This window comes from Streptomyces erythrochromogenes, from assembly GCF_040684695.1.
Classification (GTDB): Bacteria; Actinomycetota; Actinomycetes; order Streptomycetales; family Streptomycetaceae; genus Streptomyces; species Streptomyces erythrochromogenes_C.
The window spans coordinates 352,931-369,017 of record NZ_JBFBGM010000002.1; the positions used below are offsets into that span (position 1 = coordinate 352,931).

The window sequence follows — 16,087 nt, forward strand, 5'->3', positions numbered from 1 at the left end:
CTTGTGGGCCCGGTGTTTCACGTGAAACACCGGACCCCGCAAGGACGGTGCGGATCGGACGCGGTACGGATCAGACGCCGATGTTCTTGCCGTCCTTGCGCCAGACCGAGACGACGGCCGGGCGGACGATCTTGCCGGGGCCGTCGGGCCACACCGACTGCGGCTTCTCCACGGACGCGCCGTCGATCTCGCCCGGGTGCTGGACCGCGACCAGGACGCGCTTGTCCTGGATCAGCGGACCGCAGGTCTCGGCGCCGCGCGGCACCGTCAGGAACTGCTTGAGCTCGCCGCGGCGCTCACCGCTGGTCGCGACGCCGAACAGGCCGTCGTGGGAGCCGAGCTGGTTGCCGTCGGTGGAGATCCACAGGTTGCCGTGCGGGTCGAAGGCCACGTTGTCCGGGCAGGAGATCGGGCTGACCTTGTCCTTCGGGAAGCCCGCGAAGTAGGTCGCCGGGTCGTTCGGGTCGCCCGCGACCAGGAACAGCCGCCACGCGAAGCCGTCGCCGGCCGGGTCGTCGAAGTTCTCGGCGAGCTCCAGGATCTGGCCGTGCTTGTTCAGGTTGCGCGGGTTCGCCTCGGTCGCGCCTTCCTTGCCGGGCTTGCCGCGGTCGGTGTTGTTGGTCAGCGCGACGTAGACGCGGCCGGTGCGCGGGGAGGGCTCGACGTCCTCGGGGCGGTCCATCTTGGTGGCGCCCACCTTGTCGGCGGCCTGCCGCGTGAAGACGTACACCTCCTCGGCGGTCATGCCCTCGACGTGCGAGACGTTGCCGGTGGCGAGCTTGATCCAGACGCCGGAGCCGTCGAACTCGCCGTCGGAGGGCAGCTTGCCGGTGCCGTCGAGCTCGGCGGCCGGGGTGTCGCCGGTGAGCTTGGCGACGTAGAGGGTGCCCTCGTCGAGCAGCGTGAGGTTGTGCTCCTTCGCCGCGCGCGAATTGCCCTTCTTCATCTGCTTCGAGGAGACGAACTTGTAGAAGTAGTCGAAGCGCTCGTCGTCGCCCATGTAGATGACCGGGCGGCCGTCCTCGGTCAGACGGGGCTGCGCGGCCTCGTGCTTGAAGCGGCCCAGCGCGGTGCGCTTGCGCGGGACGGAGTTCGGGTCGTACGGGTCCAGCTCGACGACCCAGCCGAAGCGGTGCGACTCGTTGGGCTCCTGGGCCACGTCGAAGCGCTTGTCGAAGCGCTCCCACTTGCGCTCGGTGGCTCCGGTGGTCATGCCGTAGCGCTTCAGACGGGCGGCGGCGGTGGGGTCGGTGACCTGGCCGGCGTTGCCGAAGTACTGGTTGAAGTTCTCCTCGCCGTGGAGGGTGGTGCCCCACGGGGTGGTGCCGCCGGCGCAGTTGTTGAGGGTGCCGAGCACCTTGGTGCCGGTGGGGTCGACGGAGGTCTTCAGCAGGGCGCTGCCCGCGGCCGGACCGGTCATCCGGAACTCGCTGGTGGCCGTCAGGCGGCGGTTGAGCTGGTGGCGGGAGACCGCGGTCAGCTTGCCGCTGCGGTGGTCCTCCTGCACGACGACCACGGACAGGCCGTGCGCGGCCCAGGCGATCTCGACCTGCTCGCGGGTCGGGTTGGCCGGGTCGTACGCCTTGAACATCAGGACTTCGTCCGTGTACTCGTGGTTGGCCACGAGGAGCTGCTGGCGCTCGTAGTCCCCGCCGAGCGGCAGGAGGCTCAGGAAGTCGTTGTTGTAGCCGAACTGACCGGCCTGCGCGGCGGCGGTCTGCTTGTCGGCGTTGAAGCCCGGGGCGCCCTTGACGATCGGGTCGCCCCAGCGGATGACCACGTTCTGCTCGTGGCCCTCGGGGACGGTGACCTTGTCGTCGGTGTTCGGCGCGACGGCCTTGAAGCGCAGGCCGCGGGCGGCCTCGCCGCTCTTGCCCGCACCGGCGGCCGCGGCGTCGGCGGCGGGGGCCGCGTTGGCGGTCTGCCCGGGGGCGCTGAGCGCGACCGCGGAGCCGGCGGCGGTGGCGACCGTCACGACGGCGGCGGAGCGCAGCATCGAGCGGCGGGAGTAGGCACGGGCTATGACATCGCCCGCGTACTCGTTGTCGCTTGTGTTCGGCACCTCGTGGAAGCATGCGTCGCCACAGCGGTAACGACAGGTGAGAGCGGAACGTCCGCTCCCATGCGGGTTGCCGATGAACGGCAGGAGCTTGCGCACGAGTGTCCTCCGAGTAGCTGCGTGGCCGCCGACAACGTGTCGGAACAATCCAGCCGCGACGGTAGGCGCGGGTTGCGCCGAAGCGGCGGCGCGGGGATGAACGGTTGGTGAACCCGGCACGTCGGAGCGGCAGTTCAGAAGCCGGGTGATCACCTCTGGGAGCCGGGCGCCACGAAAGGCGCCCCTGCCGAAGATCCAGCCGGGCGGCCGATAACCTTACGTGTCCACTCTGGGCAGGGATCAACCGCGCAGCACGGACAAATGACGCACGCACTCATGCGAAAGGCCTGGCCCATGGGTATTCGGAGCTTGTTGCGCAAGGTGTTCGGACGGTCTGCGGAACCGGTTCCGGAAAATGCGGACGCCACTTCGGCGGCTGTCCCGAACCAGGCGGAACGCACCCCCCTGGATGTCGCCGCCGACCTCGTCGCGGCGTCCTTCGACAATCCGACGGTTCCTCCGCAGTCCACGCGGGACCGCGAGCCCGGCACGGTCCTGACGGCCCCTGCCCCGGCCGCCGACCCCACGGTCCCGGAGGCCCGCCGCCCCTCGCCTTCGGCGAAGCCCGACCCGGCATCCCCCGCCGAGGCGAAGACCCCCGCCCCCGCGGAGCCCGCTGCCGCCCCCGTTACGGAGCAGACCGAAGCCGCCGCTCCTGCGGAGCCGGACAGCGCCCCCGCTGCGGAGCAGCCCGAGGCCGCCGTCGCGGCAGAGCCGCAGGCCGAGGCTCCGGCCGAGCCGGACACCGCCCCTGCCGCGGAGCAGCCCGAGGCCGCCGCCCCGGCGGAAGCCGAGCCCGCGCCGCAGGCGCAGGACCAGCCGGAGGCCGAGGCCGCCGCGGCGGCAGAGCCGCAGGCCCAGGCCGAGCCCGAGGTGGAGCCCCAGGCGGCAGCCGACGCGGACGCGCCGCAGGCCGAGGCTCCGGCCGAGCCGGACACCGCCCCCGCTGCGGAGCAGCCCGAGGCCGCCGCCCCGGCGGAAGCCGAGCCCGCGCCGCAGGCGCAGGACCAGCCGGAGGCCAAGGCCGCCGCTGCAGCAGAGCTGCAGGCCGAGGCTCCGGCCGAGCCGGACACCGCCCCCGCTGCGGAGCAGCCCGAGGCCGCCGCCCCGGCGGAGGCCGAGCCCGCGCCGCAGGCGCTGGACGAGGCCCCGGCCGAGGTTGCCGCCCCGGCGGAGCCGGAGGCACAGGCCGAGGCAGAGCCCCAGGCGGCCGCGGCCGACGCCGACGCGCCGCAGGCGCAGGACCAGCCGGAGGCCGAGGCGTCCGCCGCGGCAGAGCCGCAGGCCGAGGCTCCGGCCGAGCCGGACACCGCCCCGGCTGCGGAGCAGCCCGAGGTCACCGCCCCGGCTGCGGAGCAGCCCGAGGTCACCGCCCCGGCGGAGGCCGAGCCCGCGCCGCAGGCGCACGACGAGGCCCCGGCGGAGCCGGAGGCTCAGGCCGAACCGCAGGCCACGGACGAACAGGCGGCAGACGCGCCGCAGGCCGAGGCCGAGGCCGTGGCCGGGCCCGCGCACGCCGCGGCGGCCGTGCGGCGGCGCGCGCCCGAGGTCGCCACCGCGTACAAGGCCGCCGGCCAGGTGCTCCGCGGCAAGGGGAAGGCCGGCGCCCGCGCCAAGGTCTACCTCGTCCTCGACCGCTCCGGGTCGATGCGCGGCTTCTACAAGGACGGCAGCGCCCAGTACCTCGCCGACCACGCCCTCGCCCTCGCCGCGCACCTCGACGACGAGGCGACGGTCCACACCGTGTTCTTCTCCACGGAGGTGGACGGCACGGCCGACCTGACCCTCGACACCCACTACGGCTCCTGGGTCGAGGGCCGCCACGCCGAGCTCGGCCGGATGGGCCGCACCAGCTACCACGTGGCCGTCGAGGCCGTCGTCGAGCACTACCGCACGGACGGCGGCGAGGGCCCGGCCCTGGTCGTCTTCCAGACGGACGGCGCCCCCGACAACCGCCAGCCCGCCCGGCAGGCGCTGACCGACGCCGCCGCCGCGGCCCCCGGCATCCACTGGCAGTTCGTGGCCTTCGGTGACCACGACTCCAAGGCCTTCGACTTCCTGCGCAAGCTGGACGCCGAGAACGCCGGCTTCTTCCACGCCGGCCCGGCCCCCGCCGAACTGTCCTCCTCCGCCCTCCTCAAGGGCGTCCTGGAGAAGTTCTAGCCACACCATGCGGAAGGGCCCGGGGTCATCGACCCCGGGCCCTTCCGCATACGTGCCGCCTGCCGCTTAGCGCGCAGCGTCCGGGTGCACGGACTCCGCGACCGGCTTGGCGTCGGCCGACTTCGTCTCGACCGGCTTGCGCAGCGCGATGTTCAGCTCGCGCAGACGGGCCTCCTCCAGGACCGTCGGCGCGCCCATCATCAGGTCCTGCGCGTTGCCGTTGAGCGGGAAGGCGATGGTCTCGCGGATGTTCGGCTCGTCGGCCAGCAGCATCACGATGCGGTCCACGCCCGGGGCGATGCCACCGTGCGGCGGGGCGCCGAGGCGGAAGGCGCGGAGCATGCCCGCGAACTCGCGCTCGACGGTCTCGGCCTCGTAGCCCGCGATCTCGAAGGCCTTCAGCATGACCTCGGGCTCGTGGTTGCGGATGGCGCCGGAGGACAGCTCGATGCCGTTGCAGACGATGTCGTACTGCCACGCCAGGATGTCGAGCGGGTCCTTCTCCTCCAGGTCCTTCATGCCGCCCTGCGGCATGGAGAACGGGTTGTGGGAGAAGTCGATCTTGCCGGTCTCCTCGTCCTTCTCGTACATGGGGAAGTCGACGATCCAGCAGAAGCGGAAGACGTTGTCCTCGAAGTGGCCGGCGCGCTTGGCGGCCTCGACGCGGACCGGGCCCATGATCTTGGAGACCTCGTCGAACTCGCCGGCGCCGAAGAACACGGCGTGGCCGGGGACCAGGCCCAGGCGCTCGGTGAGGACCTTGACGTTCTCCTCGGTGAGGAACTTCGCGATCGGGCCGGACAGCGAACCGTCCTCGCCCACGCGCACCCAGGCCAGGCCCTTCGCGCCCAGCGAGATCGCGTAGTCGCCGAGGCCGTCGAAGAACTTGCGCGGCTGGGCGGCGGTGTCCGGGACGGCCAGGGCGCGCACGTGCTTGCCGGCGAACGCCTTGAACTCCGAGCCCTCGAACACGTCGGTGATGTCGACGAGCTCCAGCTTGGCGCGCAGGTCGGGCTTGTCGTTGCCGTACTTCAGCATCGACTCGCGGAACGGGATCCGCGGGAACGGCGAGGTGACCTCGCGGCCGCCGCCGAACTCGGTGAAGAGCTCGGTCATCAGGCGCTCGATCGGCTGGAAGACGTCCTCCTGCTCGACGAACGACATCTCGACGTCGAGCTGGTAGAACTCGCCCGGCGAGCGGTCGGCGCGGGCGTCCTCGTCGCGGAAGCAGGGCGCGATCTGGAAGTACCGGTCGAAGCCGGAGATCATCAGCAGCTGCTTGAACTGCTGCGGGGCCTGCGGCAGGGCGTAGAACTTGCCCGGGTTCAGGCGGGAGGGCACCACGAAGTCACGGGCGCCCTCGGGGGAGGTCGCGGTGAGGATCGGGGTCGCCATCTCGTTGAAGCCGAGGGCCACCATCTTCGAGCGGATCGAGGCGATGACCGCCGAGCGCAGCATGATGTTGCGGTGCATGCGCTCGCGGCGCAGGTCGAGGAAGCGGTACTCCAGGCGGCGCTCCTCGTTCACACCGTCGTCGGTGTTGATCGTGAAGGGCAGCGGGGCGGCGGCGCCCAGCACCTCGACCTCGGAGACCTCGATCTCGATCTCGCCGGTCGGCAGGTCCGGGTTCACGTTGTCCGTGCCGCGGGAGACGACCTTGCCGTCGATGCGGACGACGGTCTCCTTGGAGACGCTGCTGAGGGCCTCGTTCGCGGCGGTGCCGGGGCGGGCGACCAGCTGCGTGATGCCGTAGTGGTCACGCAGATCGATGAAGAGGATGCCGCCCAGGTCTCGACGGTTGTGCAGCCAGCCGCTCAGTCGGACGTCGGCGGCGACGTCAGAGGCGCGGAGCTCGCCGCAGGTGTGGGACCTGTACCGATGCATCAGTCATCCAGTTCTTCGCGATACCAGGGTGGATTCAACCGTCCCAAGGTTACCGTCCGGGACGAAGGCGGGTCGGGCACTACCGTCAGCCTGCGCAAATGGGTCCGGTCACCGGCGAACAGGCACGTAACGGATATGACCTGTAAAGATGACCGGGTGCGTACCGAGGATGTCCTGGCTGCAGTCGCGACGGGTCTGTGGCGGTGGGACAACGCCTCCGGGACGGTCTCCCTCGACGGGGAGGCCGCCCGGCTCCTCGGGCTGCCCGCGGAGCCGGTGGTCCTCCCCGAGGTGGCCGTACGGTCCCGCTTCCACCCGGTGGACTGGAACGAGATCAACGGGATCGTGAACCTGGCCGTCGCCGAGGGCACCCTCGCCGAGGCCCGGCTGCGGATCATGGACGTGGACGGGCGGGTCATGCGGACCGTGCGCAGCCGCTCCAAACCGCTGGAACGGTGGTCGGCCGACGGAAGCGTGGACTACGAGCTGGTCGGCACCATCCAGGAGATCGCGGAGCCGCAGCCGGGCACCACCGCCGTGCACACGCCCATCACGGGGGACTGGCGGCGCTCCCGCGAGGCCTTCCTGCTGGACGCCGGCCGGGCGCTGGCGGAGGCCCGCTCGACGGCGGAGGTGCTGCGGGTCGCGGCCTCGCTGTCCATGCCGGGCTTCAACCCCGACGGGCTGGCCGTCTTCGGCGTGGCCGGGGACCGGCTGTCCGTCATCGGGCACCACGGGCACGACGCCGGGGACGAGGGTCCCTTCACGGACATGCTGCTGGAGACGGACTATCCGGCCGCGGAGGTCGTCCGGACCGGCCGGGCGATCTACCTGCCGACCCCGGACGACTACAAGCGGCGCTTCCCGGCCACCTGGCCGCTCGCGCAGCGCTTCGACCGGGTGTCCTGGGCCTTCCTCCCGCTGATCGTGGCCGGGCGCACCATGGGCGCCTGGATGGCCGCCTTCAAGCAGCCGGCGTCCTTCTCGCCCGACGAGCGGTCCGTCCTGACGACCGTGGCCCGGATGCTCGCCCAGGCCCTCCAGCGGGCCGGCGTGGCCGAGTCCGAGCGGGAGCTCACCACCGGCCTGCAGCGGTCGATGATGCCGCAGCTGGGCCCGGAGATCCCCGGCATGCGGATCGCGGCGCGCTACGTCCCCACCGGCGGCGGGCTCCAGGTCGGCGGCGACTGGTACGACATGATCCCGCTGCCGTCGGGCCGGTTCGCGCTGGTCATCGGCGACGTGCAGGGCCACGACGTACGGGCGGCCGGGCTGATGGGCCAGCTGCGGATCGCCGTACGGGCCTACGCGTCCGAGGGGCACCGGCCGGACGCGGTGCTCTCGCGCGCCTCCCGCTTCCTCGCCGGGCTGTGCGCCTCCCAGGAGTCCGGCGGCGCCGAGGACGACGCCGACGCCCAGAGCCCGCGGTTCGCGACCTGCCTGTACGTGGAGTGCGACCCGCAGACCGGGACCCTGGAGGTGGCCCGCGCCGGGCACCCCGACCCGGCGGTCCGGATGAGCGACGGCACCGTCCTGATGCGGCCCACCGCCGGCGGGCTCCCCCTCGGGATCGTCCCCGACACCGACTACCCGACCACGCGGTTCGTCCTGGAGCCGGGCGAGACGATGATGCTCTGCACCGACGGCCTGATCGAGACCGGCGGGCACGACCTGGACACCGGCTGGGCCCGGCTGCGCGCGGTCCTGGAGGCCGACACCCACGAGGCCGGCGGCGGCCACCCGGCCGGGCACCTCGAAGCCCTCGCGGACCTGCTGGTCCAGGCCGTGCACGGACCGTCCTCGCACCACACCACGGGCCCGCTGGCCGACCGCCGCGAGGACGACATAGCCGTGGTCCTGCTGTGCCGCCAGGGCGCGGGCTGCGGCTGCGGCACGGCGGTGGCGCACCCGGTCCGCCCGGCCCGCCGCACCATGCTGACCGTGGCCCAGGCGGAACCGGAACGCATCGCGGGCGCCCGTCGGCAGGTCCGGGAGCTGCTGCACGACTGGGCCGACGAGGAGCAGCTGGACGCGGTGGTGCTGATGGTCTCCGAGATGGTCACCAACGTCCTGGTGCACACGGACGGCGACGCGCTGCTGGTGGCCGAGGCGGTCGGCGAGCTGGGCGAGCGGCGGCTGCGCGTGGAGGTCGCCGACTCCAGCGACGAGCTCCCGCACAAGCGGCACCCGGGCGAGATGGCCTCCAGCGGGCGCGGGGTGCTGCTGATGGAGATGCTGGCCGACGCGTGGGGCGTGGACCCCCGCGGCGAGGGCAAGTCGATCTGGTTCGAGCTGTACGAGCAGTCGAAGCAGCCGGACGCCTAGGCGGTCCGGGCCCCGCGTGCGCCGTCCGCCGCCGGGAGGTGGATGGCGTACACGTCGCCGGGCCGCAGGTTCCGCGGGGTGCTGTACTCGCCGTAGGTGCCGATGACCGTGACCGTCGCCCGGGAGGCGGGGTGCGCGTAGGTGCGGAAGTACGGCGCGCTCGGCGGGCCATCGGGAGCGGGTACGAGGGGGGCGCCGCGGCGCTCCAGCAGCCGGTGCAGCTTGTCGGAGCGGAGCCGGGGCGCGAAGCGGCCGTACCGGGCGCGCAGCGCGCTGCCGGCGAGGGTGCGGTCACGGCGGGCGAGGCGGTGCACCTGGAGGCTGACGTGGTGGCCCGACCACGGGTCGGCGGTGTGGGACCGGTGCCAGTGGAACTCGATCAGGCCGTAGTCCCGCCACAGGGTGTCGCGGCCGCCGTTCTCCCCGTACTCCGTCCCCAGGACCTCCTCCACCCGTTCGGGAGAGGCGTCGGGACGCAGGCCGAGGACGGTGCCGGTCGTGACGGCGTCGAGGTAGAAGGCCAGGGAGTACGGGGTCACGTGCGGATCCTAGGCCGGATCCCGGGCGGCTTCCCGGGCGGCTCCGCGACGCCGTGCGACGGCACGGGCCGCGCCCCGGGGAAGGGGCGCGGCCCGTGATGCTTCGCGGCCTTCCGGCCTACTCCTCGTCCGCCCTGCCCGCGCCCCGGTGGCCGAGGCCGGTGCGGGCGGTGGTGGGGATGCGGCCCAGCCGGCCCGCCTGGAAGTCGTCGAAGGCCTGCTGGAGCTCGTGCTTGCTGTTCATGACGAACGGCCCGTAGTGCGCCATCGGCTCCCGGATCGGACGCCCGCCGAGGAGGACGATCTCCAGGTCCGGGGCGTTGGAGTCCTGGGACTCGTCCGCCCGCACCGTGAGGGATCCGCCCTCGCCGAAGACGGCGGTCTGCCCGGTGTGCAGGGGCCTGCGGTCCTCGCCGACCGACCCGCGCCCGGCCATCACGTACGCCAGGGCGTTGAAGTCCTCGCGCCACGGCAGGGTGAGCTGCGCCCCCGGCGCGACGGTCGCGTGGATCATCGTGATGGGCGTGTGGGTGATGCCGGGGCCCTCGTGGCCGTCGAGCTCACCGGCGATCACCCGGAGCAGGGATCCGCCGTCCGGGGTGGACAGCAGGGTGACCTTGCCGCCGCCGATGTCCTGGTAGCGCGGGGGCATCATCTTGTCGGAGGCCGGCAGGTTCACCCACAGCTGGAGGCCGTGGAAGAGGCCGCCGCTGACGACGAGCGACTCCGGCGGGGCCTCGATGTGCAGCAGGCCGGAACCCGCCGTCATCCACTGGGTGTCGCCGCCGTTGATGACTCCGCCGCCGCCGTTGCTGTCCTGGTGGACGAAGGTTCCGTCGATCAGGTACGTGACGGTCTCGAAGCCGCGGTGCGGGTGCCACGGCGTGCCCTTCGGCTCGCCCGGCGCGTACTCCACCTCGCCCATCTGATCCATCATGATGAACGGGTCGAGGTACTGGTAGTTGATCCCGGCGAACGCGCGCCGCACCGGGAATCCCTCACCCTCGAACCCACTCGGAGCGGAGACGACGGCCAGCACCTTGCGCGGGACGACGGCCTGCGGCTCGGCCACGCGCGGAAGCGTCAACGGGTTCTCAACAGTCACTGCGGGCATGGTCAGGACCTCCTTCTGATCCGAGTTTAGTTGAAACTCGAACTTTCTGCCACACCCCACAGAACAGCGGACCCCCGGGAACCATTCCCGGGGGTCCGCTCTCGCCCTGACCTGCCGTTTCCCCCGCTACGGCGTGTCGAGGCGGATCGAGTTGAACGGTGTGAGGTCGACCAGGTACGTCACACCGGGCGGGATCCGGTAGTTCTCGCAGGTGTAGCCCGCCGAGTCCCGGCACAGGGACGCGGTCCAGCGGTCGGTCTGGTTGTTGACCACGTAGTGCCAGTTGTACTGGTCGTAGAGGGCGTGGCCGCCCCACCGGGTGTACCGGTTGGAGGGACGGTCGCCGTTCCACGTCGCGTTGCCGTTCGCGTCGGTCGGGTAGATGCAGACCTCCCCGGAGTTGCAGCCGTGGATCGGCGGCCGCGGCGCGGCGTGCGCGGGGGTGGCCGCCAGGACCCCCGTACCCAGCGCCATCACCCCCGTGGTCGCGACGGCCGCGAGCTTGGTGCGTAACGACGTACGTGACATCGCGATCTCCCCTGATCGGTCGGAGCGGGATTCCCCCCGCGGCACCGATACTCGGCAGCCGCAGGCACCGGCGCGATGCTTTCGGGCGTCGCCGAAACGTTCAGCCGCCGCTGTGCAGCAGGTCCACGCCCAGCCCCGTCGCCGCGTGCAGGACCGCCTTGCCGTCCCGCCGGGTGGTGATCAGGCCGGCGGCGCGCAGGGTCCGGGTGTGCTCCGACACCGACGGCAGGCTGATGTGGAGGTCCCGGGCCAGCTCACTGGTGGTGCGCTGCTGGACCAGCAGCTGCAGCACGGCCGCCCGGGTACGCCCCAGCAGCGCGTCCAGCGCGCCCTCCGCCGGGCCCGGGCCGACCAGCGGCAGCGGGGTCATGGCGGGGTACAGCAGCACATGGCGCCCCGAGGGGTGCTCGGCGAGCAGCGGGCGCCCCGTCCAGAACGGCGAGGGCATCAGCAGCAGGCCCCGGCCCGCCAGCCGCACCTCGTACGCCGGGTCCCGGTCGACCTCGAAGGCCGTGCCCGTCCAGCCCGCCGCCGGGTGCGTGCTCGCCAGCGCCGCCCTGATGCCGTGGGCGGCCAGCAGCCGGGTGCGCCAGGCCACGTCCGCCTGGAAGGACTGCCGGATGCGCGGCCAGTGCGGGGCGACGAGCACCTCGTACGCGGCCCGCAGCGCGCCGTCGAGCTGGTCCCACGCCTCGCGGTCCTGCCCCCACAGCGCCCGCAGCCAGGATCCGCCGCCGGGGGCGCGGGCGGCGACGCGGCCCAGCTCCCCGGGGGTGAGCCGGGCGCCCGCCTCCCGTACGGCGGCGAGGCCTTCCTCCAGGGTGCGCGCGTACGGCTCGACGAACTGCGGGTTGTCGCCGTCCGGGCGCAGCAGGTGCAGCAGGGGACGCACCGTGCCGGGCAGCCCCTGGGTGGCACGGGACCGCCAGCGGCCGAAGACGGCCGCCTCGTCGGTGCGCTGCCAGGCGACCAGTGCCATGGCCAGCTCCACCATCGGCAGCGGCTCGCTCGCGAAGGTGACGTCGAACAGGTCCTCGGCGGTGAAGTGCACCCTCAGCAATGCCGCCCCCGTCAGGTCAGGCGTCTAGCCGTCTGCGAAGCAATGGCGTCTAGCCATACATGCGGCGCATGGCGAAGTCGACCATCTGCTCGACCGCCTTCGCGTCGAAGACCATCCGGTGGTCGCCCTCCATGTCGAGGACGAAGCCGTACCCGGTCGGCAGCAGGTCGATCACCTCGGCGCCGGTGATGACGAAGTACTTGGACTCCTTGCCGGCGTACCGGCGCAGCTCCTTGAGCGTGGTGAACATGGGGATGACCGGCTGCTGCGTGTTGTGCAGCGCCAGGAATCCCGGGGTCTCGCCGCGCGGGCAGTAGACCTTCGAGGTGGCGAAGACCTGCTGGAAGTCCTCGGCCGACAGCGACCCGGTGGTGAAGGCCCTGACCGCGTCCGCGAGGGAGGGCGGGGACGGCTCCGGGTACAGCGGCGGCGCCTGCCCGTACCCCTGCGGGGGCTGCTGGGGGGCGTACTGCTGCTGGGCACCCGGGTTCTGGTCATAGCCGTACATGGGCCGAAGCCTACCGAGCGCCTACGGCCGTACCGGCCGGTATTGGCCACGGATCCCCGGCGGGGTGCGGTCAGCAGCCCTTCAGTGCGGCCACGAAGGGCCCCCAGGCCGCGGCGCTGACCACGACCACCCCACCGTCGGGCCGCTTGGAATCCCGCACGGGCACCACCCCGGCGACCGCGTCCGCCACCTCGACGCAGTCGCCGCCCGTGCCGTTGCTGTAGCTGCTCTTGCGCCACTGGGCAGCGCCGAGGAAGCCCTCGGCCACCTCGACGCACTCCCCGCCCGTGCCGTTGCTGTAGCTGCTCTTGCGCCAGGTCGCGGTGCTCAGGTCAATTCCGCTGCGTGCCATTTCGGTAGTCCTCTGCCGCGGCGTCGAGGAGGGCCAGGGACGCCTCCGGCGGCAAGGCGGCGGCCCTCAACAGATCGTAAGACCTGCGGTACTCCTTCACGAGGGCCGGAAAGTCGATGAGTTGGCCGCTGTGCAGGCTCTCCACGTAGACCACGGGCGGAGCGTCCGGGAAGGTCATCAGCTTCGCCATGCCCATCATGAGCGCGTGCGCGGCGGTCGTTTCCGGGACGACTTGCAGAATGGACCTGGTCCGGCGGACCACGGCCGCGATGTGCTCCAGCAGCTCCGCCATCTGCGGCGCGGGCACGGCCGGGCGGCGGATCACCGACTCGTCCAGTACAGCCCAGAACTCGGGAGGGCATTCCGCGTCGAAGAGCCTGGCCCGGCCCATTCGGGCGGCCACCAGCGTCTCGATCGTCTCGTCGGTCGCTCGGGGCATCGCGGCGTGGCTGATCGCCCGCGCGTACGCGGGGGTCTGGAGCAGCCCCGGCACGAGCATCGGAGCCCACTCCTCGATGGTCTCGGCGAACGGCTCCATCTCCGCGACGTCCGCGAAGTACTCGGCGTACCCCGACTGCCTCGCGCGGCGCGCGTCTTCACAGCGGCGCTCGAAAAACCCGTCCGTCCCCAGCCGCGCGTCCACGTGCCGGGCCAGGTCCAGCGGCATCCGCCGCTCCCCGCGCTCGATCTGGCTCAGGAACGGCACGCCCCGGAAGCTGCCCTCGGCCAGCTGGTCGAGCGTGAGCCCGGCCGCTTCCCGCTTGTAGCGGAGTTCCGCTCCGTAGAACGACGGCACGTTCGCCGACGCGTCGGGGTCCTTGCGAGCCGGCACAACCCACCACCGCCATTTGCCACTTGTCCAGCGCAACCGGAAACCCTTCCCACGGTAGGGGGCAGGGCGCCAGCCTGTGAGGACTTCGTCACACTCCGCCACGGAAGGGTTCGCCATGAGCGACCACACCCACGACCGCGAGGCGATCGCGGCCCTCGACGCGCTGCGCGGCGCGCTCGCCGCGCACGGGATCACCCTGCCCTCGCTGGACCTGCACCTGCCCTCCTACGCCGGGCGCTACGGCACTCCGCCCCTGATCACCCTCGGCAACTGCAGCGCCGCCACCGCACAGCGACTGGCCACCGCCCTGGCGAAGCCGTGAACGAGCTCACCGTCCGGCTGCTCGCCACCCCGCAGGCGGCCCCCTTGCTGCGGCACGCCGTGCGGGAGCACCTCGGCCCGGGGTCCGGCGACGCCGAGCTGTGCGTCACCGAGCTGCTGGCCAACGTCGTCCGCCACCTCGGCGCGGGCACGCCCGTCACCCTGCGGATCAGCGCGAGCGGAAGGGCAGCCCGTACGCGGGTCGAGCTCACCGATCCCGATCCGCGCGCGTGGCCCGTACGGCGGGAGGCGGCCGGGGACGACGAGTCCGGGCGGGGGCTCGCCCTGGTCGACGCGCTGGCCGCCCGGTGGGGGGTCACGCGGGGCGCCCGGACGAAGACGGTCTGGTGCGAGCTTGACCCTGGTCACAGTCCGCGCGGAAGGGTTGCCGTTATTACCGGCGGGTAGCATCATGTTGTTACCGATTGGTATGTACGAGGAACCTGTCTCCCCGAGCCTTAACGGAGCCGTCGCCATGGGGCACTACAAGTCGAATCTCCGCGACATCGAGTTCAACCTCTTCGAGGTGCTCGGCCGCGACCAGCAGTACGGCACCGGTCCGTTCGAGGAGATGGACGCGGAGACCGCGAAGAACATCCTGTCCGAGATCGCCCGCCTCGCCGAGAACGAGCTGGCCGAGTCCTTCGCGGACGCCGACCGCAACCCGCCGGTCTTCGACCCGGAGACGAACACCGCCCCGGTCCCGGCCTCGTTCAAGAAGAGCTACAAGGCCTTCATGGACTCCGAGTACTGGCGCCTCGGCATCCCGGAGGAGATCGGCGGCACCGTCTCCCCGCGCTCGCTCGTCTGGTCCTACGCGGAGCTCCTGCTCGGCTCGAACCCGGCCGTGTGGATGTACTCCTCCGGCCCGGCCTTCGCCGGCGTCCTCCACGAGGAGGGCAACGAGGCGCAGAAGAAGATCGCGCAGATAGCCGTCGAGAAGCGCTGGGGCTCCACCATGGTCCTCACCGAGCCGGACGCCGGCTCGGACGTGGGCGCCGGCCGCACCAAGGCGATCCAGCAGGAGGACGGCTCCTGGCACATCGAGGGCGTGAAGCGCTTCATCACGTCCGGCGAGCACGACATGGAGGAGAACATCCTCCACTACGTCCTCGCGCGCCCCGAGGGCCACGGCCCGGGCACCAAGGGCCTGTCCCTCTTCCTCGTCCCGAAGTTCCACTTCGACTGGGAGACCGGCGAGCTGGGCGAGCGCAACGGCGTCTACGCCACGAACGTCGAGCACAAGATGGGCCTGAAGGCCTCCAACACGTGCGAGATGACCTTCGGCGACCAGCACCCCGCCAAGGGCTGGCTGATCGGTGACAAGCACGACGGCATCCGCCAGATGTTCATGATCATCGAGTTCGCGCGCATGATGGTCGGCACGAAGGCCATCGCCACCCTCTCCACCGGCTACCTCAACGCGCTGGAGTACGCCAAGGAGCGCGTGCAGGGCCCGGACCTGGCCAACTTCATGGACAAGACCGCGCCCAAGGTCACCATCACGCACCACCCCGACGTGCGCCGCTCGCTGATGACGCAGAAGGCGTACGCCGAGGGCATGCGCGCCCTCGTCCTCCACACCGCGACCGTCCAGGACGAGATCCAGGTCAAGCAGGCCGCGGGCGAGGACGCCTCCTCCCTCATCGGCCTGAACGACCTGCTCCTGCCGATCGTGAAGGGCTACGGCTCGGAGAAGTCCTACGAGCAGCTCGCGCAGTCCCTGCAGACCTTCGGCGGCTCCGGCTACCTGCAGGAGTACCCGATCGAGCAGTACATCCGCGACGCCAAGATCGACACCCTCTACGAGGGCACCACGGCCATCCAGGGCCAGGACTTCTTCTTCCGGAAGATCGTCCGCGACCAGGGCGCCTCGCTGAACATCGTCTCCGAGACGATCAAGAAGTTCCTGGCCGAGGCCGTCGGCGGCGAGGAGCTGGCCGGCGCCCGCGACGCGCTCGCCAAGGCCGCGGTCGACCTGGAGGCCATCGTCGGCCAGATGATCGTCGACCTCACCGCCACCGGCGAGGACGTCAAGAACATCTACAAGGTCGGCCAGAACACCACCCGCCTGCTGATGGCCTCCGGCGACGTCGTCGTCGGATACCTGCTGCTCAAGGGTGCCGCCGTCGCCGCCGAGAAGCTCCCGACGGCCTCCGCCAAGGACGTCCCCTTCTACACCGGCAAGATCGCCGCCGCGAAGTTCTTCGCCGCGGAGGTCCTCCCGGGCGTCTCCGTCCAGCGCCAGCTGGCCGAGGCCGTCGACAACTCCCTCATGGAGCTCGACGAGGCCGCCTTCTAAG

The 16,087-nt window shown here is 71.8% G+C and carries 14 protein-coding genes; 5 read left to right on the top strand and 9 right to left on the bottom strand.

What is annotated here, in order from left to right; all coding sequences use genetic code 11:
* Nucleotides 1-70: 70 nt before the first annotated feature.
* Nucleotides 71-2,158 (bottom strand): PhoX family protein, encoded by a 2,088-nt coding sequence (locus AB0O53_RS05640; protein ID WP_365193406.1) that lies wholly within the window; start codon nt 2,156-2,158, stop codon nt 71-73.
* A gap of 294 nt (nt 2,159-2,452) precedes the next feature.
* Here AB0O53_RS05640 and AB0O53_RS05645 point away from each other — a divergent pair, with 294 nt between their 5' ends.
* A complete protein-coding gene (locus AB0O53_RS05645; RefSeq protein WP_365193408.1) occupies nt 2,453-4,321 on the top strand; it encodes a VWA domain-containing protein in 1,869 nt (622 codons plus the stop codon).
* A gap of 66 nt (nt 4,322-4,387) precedes the next feature.
* Here AB0O53_RS05645 and aspS read toward each other — a convergent pair whose 3' ends face one another.
* Nucleotides 4,388-6,205: an aspartate--tRNA ligase gene (gene aspS, locus AB0O53_RS05650; RefSeq protein ID WP_365193409.1), complete on the bottom strand. Its 1,818-nt coding sequence runs from the start codon at nt 6,203-6,205 to the stop codon at nt 4,388-4,390.
* Between the two features lie 156 nt (nt 6,206-6,361).
* On the opposite strand from aspS, the gene AB0O53_RS05655 reads away from it, so the two are divergent.
* Complete coding sequence (locus tag AB0O53_RS05655; protein WP_365193411.1) at nt 6,362-8,530, top strand: SpoIIE family protein phosphatase; 2,169 nt, start codon at nt 6,362-6,364, stop codon at nt 8,528-8,530.
* On the opposite strand, the gene AB0O53_RS05660 is transcribed toward AB0O53_RS05655, so the two are convergent.
* The 7 genes from AB0O53_RS05660 to AB0O53_RS05690 form a co-directional block, all read right to left on the bottom strand.
* Nucleotides 8,527-9,069 (bottom strand): hypothetical protein, encoded by a 543-nt coding sequence (locus tag AB0O53_RS05660; RefSeq protein ID WP_365193413.1) that lies wholly within the window; start codon nt 9,067-9,069, stop codon nt 8,527-8,529. The genes AB0O53_RS05655 and AB0O53_RS05660 overlap by 4 nt on opposite strands.
* A 118-nt stretch (nt 9,070-9,187) precedes the next feature.
* Entirely contained in the window at nt 9,188-10,183 is a 996-nt protein-coding gene (locus tag AB0O53_RS05665) for a pirin family protein (protein WP_350990227.1), read from the bottom strand.
* Between the two features lie 126 nt (nt 10,184-10,309).
* Nucleotides 10,310-10,711 carry a hypothetical protein gene (locus AB0O53_RS05670; RefSeq protein ID WP_350990229.1) on the bottom strand — a complete coding sequence of 134 codons (402 nt, stop codon included), beginning with the start codon at nt 10,709-10,711 and terminating at the stop codon, nt 10,310-10,312.
* 100 nt (nt 10,712-10,811) lie between these two features.
* The gene (locus AB0O53_RS05675; protein WP_365193694.1) at nt 10,812-11,762 is read right to left on the bottom strand and encodes an ArsR/SmtB family transcription factor; all 951 of its coding nucleotides are present in this window, start codon (nt 11,760-11,762) and stop codon (nt 10,812-10,814) included.
* Between the two features lie 58 nt (nt 11,763-11,820).
* Complete coding sequence (locus tag AB0O53_RS05680) at nt 11,821-12,279, bottom strand: SseB family protein (RefSeq protein WP_350990231.1); 459 nt, start codon at nt 12,277-12,279, stop codon at nt 11,821-11,823.
* A 70-nt stretch (nt 12,280-12,349) separates the two neighbouring features.
* Entirely contained in the window at nt 12,350-12,631 is a 282-nt protein-coding gene (locus AB0O53_RS05685; protein ID WP_365193415.1) for a DUF397 domain-containing protein, read from the bottom strand.
* Nucleotides 12,612-13,463: a helix-turn-helix domain-containing protein gene (locus tag AB0O53_RS05690; RefSeq protein ID WP_365193417.1), complete on the bottom strand. Its 852-nt coding sequence runs from the start codon at nt 13,461-13,463 to the stop codon at nt 12,612-12,614. The genes AB0O53_RS05685 and AB0O53_RS05690 overlap by 20 nt, the downstream gene beginning before the upstream one ends.
* A gap of 115 nt (nt 13,464-13,578) precedes the next feature.
* Between AB0O53_RS05690 and AB0O53_RS05695 the strand changes: the two genes are divergently transcribed.
* The 3 genes from AB0O53_RS05695 (at nt 13,579) to AB0O53_RS05705 (ending at nt 16,086) form a co-directional block, all read left to right on the top strand.
* Nucleotides 13,579-13,785 (top strand): hypothetical protein, encoded by a 207-nt coding sequence (locus tag AB0O53_RS05695; RefSeq protein ID WP_365193419.1) that lies wholly within the window; start codon nt 13,579-13,581, stop codon nt 13,783-13,785.
* Complete coding sequence (locus tag AB0O53_RS05700; RefSeq protein WP_365193421.1) at nt 13,782-14,192, top strand: ATP-binding protein; 411 nt, start codon at nt 13,782-13,784, stop codon at nt 14,190-14,192. The genes AB0O53_RS05695 and AB0O53_RS05700 overlap by 4 nt, the downstream gene beginning before the upstream one ends.
* A gap of 67 nt (nt 14,193-14,259) precedes the next feature.
* The gene (locus tag AB0O53_RS05705) at nt 14,260-16,086 is read left to right on the top strand and encodes an acyl-CoA dehydrogenase (protein ID WP_350990241.1); all 1,827 of its coding nucleotides are present in this window, start codon (nt 14,260-14,262) and stop codon (nt 16,084-16,086) included.
* Nucleotide 16,087: the final 1 nt, after the last annotated feature.